This window comes from Pseudomonas sp. SWRI50, assembly GCF_014269095.1.
GTDB lineage: Bacteria > Pseudomonadota > Gammaproteobacteria > Pseudomonadales > Pseudomonadaceae > Aquipseudomonas > Aquipseudomonas kermanshahensis.
Genome location: NZ_JABWRW010000053.1, coordinates 1 through 2,539 on the forward strand (window position 1 = coordinate 1; position 2,539 = coordinate 2,539).

The 2,539-nt window shown below is 59.7% G+C and carries 1 protein-coding gene; it reads right to left on the bottom strand.

Annotation, left to right across the window (positions count from 1 at the left end):
* A partial coding sequence (locus HU750_RS26880) for an immunoglobulin-like domain-containing protein (RefSeq protein WP_346010861.1) occupies positions 1 to 2,539 on the bottom strand: 2,539 nt, incomplete at both ends.

The window sequence follows — 2,539 nt, forward strand, 5'->3', positions numbered from 1 at the left end:
GTCACCCAGCTGCAGGTTTTCGAAGGCACGACCATCGACATCGACCGCGGACTTGATGCCCAACGAGATCTCGCCAGCGTCTTTGTAAACGTCATCGCCCTGTGCTTCGTGCGTGTAAGGCGCGCTGGTTTCGCCAGCCTTGATGGTGACGGTAGCGTTGTTGCTCAGCGTCACGACCAGGTCGTGGGCCAGCGCGGTGTTGATGTGAACGGTGAAGGTCGGCTTCACGTTCTCAGCGACGGAAACCTGGTCAGCCGTGATGGTGACTTTGACCAAGTCGCCTTCGTTACCCGGCGTGCCTGGCTCGTCGGTGACGGCCGTGCTGACCGGCGTTTTGTCCAGAACCAGGTTCTCGAACTTGCCAACATCCGCGCCGTCGACGGTAGCGATCGATTTGATCACCGCATCGTTGGTACCGGTGTAGACGTTGTCCGGAGCAGTCACGGTGGTGAAACCAGTGGTGCTGTTGGCCGGAACTGTGATGACGGTGGTGCCGTCGCTCAACGTGAAGGTCAGCGCCGAGTGTTTATCAATTGGCAGACCATCTTTGTTGGTCAGGGTGATGGTGTAAGTGATCGCACCGCCTTCGGTAACCGAAGGCGTGGCAGTCAGCTTGGCCACCACGTCATCCGTGGTGTCGGTGACTTTGACCGATGCCGCGTCGCCCAGTTGCAGGTTTTCGAAGGCACGGCCATCGACATCGACGGCGGACTTGATACCCAGGCTGATTTCGCCAGCGTCTTTGTAGACGTCATCGCCTTGCGCTTCGTGGGTGTACGGCGCGCTGGTTTCGCCAGCCTTGATGGTGACGGTAGCGTTGTTGCTCAGCGTCACGACCAGGTCGTGGGCCAGCGCGGTGTTGATGTGAACGGTGAAGGTCGGCTTCACGTTCTCGGCGACCGAAACCTGATCAGCCGTGATGGTGACCTTGACCACATCGCCTTCGTTGCCTGGGGTACCCGGCTCGTCGGTCACAGTGGTGCTGACCGGGGTCTTGTCCAGAACCAGGTTTTCAAACTTCCAGGCGTCAGCACCGCTGACCGCCTGCAGGCTCTGCTCTACCGGTGGGTTAGCGCCGGTGTAGACGTTGTCCGGGGCAGTCACGGTAACCGAACCGGTGGTGCCGTTGGCCGGGACGGTGATCACCGTTTTGCCGTCACTCAAGGTGAAGTACAACGGCGCGTGGTTATCGATCGGCAAGCCGTCTTTATTGGTCAGGGTGACGGTATAGGTGATCTCGCCGCCTTCGGTGACCGAAGGGGTAGCAGTCAGCTTGGCGATGACGTCGTCAGTGGTGTCGGTGACTTTGATCGACGCCGCGTCGCCCAGCTGCAGGTTTTCGAAGGTACGACCATCGATGTCTGCTGCCGACTTGATACCCAGGCTGATTTCGCCAGCGTCTTTGTAGACGTCGTCACCCTGTGCTTCGTGGGTGTACGGGGCGCTGGTTTCACCCGCTTTGATAGTGACCTGAGCGTTGTTACTCAGGGTCACAACCAGGTCGTGGGTCAGAGCGGTGTTGATGTGGACGGTGAACGTCGGCTTGACGTTCTCGGCGACGGAAACCTGGTCAGCGGTAATGGTGACTTTGACCACATCGCCTTCATTGCCTGGGGTACCCGGCTCGTCAGTCACAGTGGTGCTGACCGGGGTCTTGTCCAGAACCAGGTTTTCGAATTTCCAAGCGTCAGCACCGCTGACCGCCTGCAGGCTCTGCTCTACCGGTGGGTTAGCGCCGATGTAGACGTTGTCCGGGGCAGTCACGGTAACCGAACCGGTGGTGCCGTTGGCCGGAACGGTGATCACCGTTTTGCCGTCACTCAGGGTGAAGTACAACGGCGCGTGGTTGTCGATCGGCAGACCGTCTTTGTTGGTCAGGGTGACGGTGTAAGTGATCTCGCCGCCTTCGGTGACCGAAGGGGTAGCGGTCAGCTTGGCGATGACGTCGTCAGTAGTATCGGTAACTTTGACCGATGCCGCGTCGCCCAACTGCAGGTTCTCGAAGGCACGGCCGTCAACATCGACGGCAGACTTGATACCCAGGGAAATTTCGCCAGCGTCTTTGTAAACGTCATCGCCCTGCGCGTCGTGGGTGTACGGCGCGCTGGTTTCACCCGCTTTGATGGTGACGGTGGCGTTGTTGCTCAAGGTCACGACCAGGTCGTGGGCCAGCGCGGTGTTGATGTGAACGGTGAAGGTCGGCTTCACGTTCTCGGCGACCGAAACCTGATCAGCCGTGATGGTGACCTTGACCACATCGCCTTCGTTGCCTGGGGTACCCGGCTCGTCAGTCACAGTGGTGCTGACCGGGGTCTTGTCCAGAACCAGGTTTTCGAATTTCCAAGCGTCAGCACCGCTGACCGCCTGCAGGCTCTGCTCTACCGGTGGGTTAGCGCCGGTGTAGACGTTGTCCGGGGCAGTTACGGTGACCGAACCGGTGGTGCCGTTGGCCGGAACGGTGATGACCGTTTTGCCGTCACTCAGGGTGAAGTACAACGGCGCGTGGTTATCGATCGGCAGACCGTCTTTGTTGGTCAGG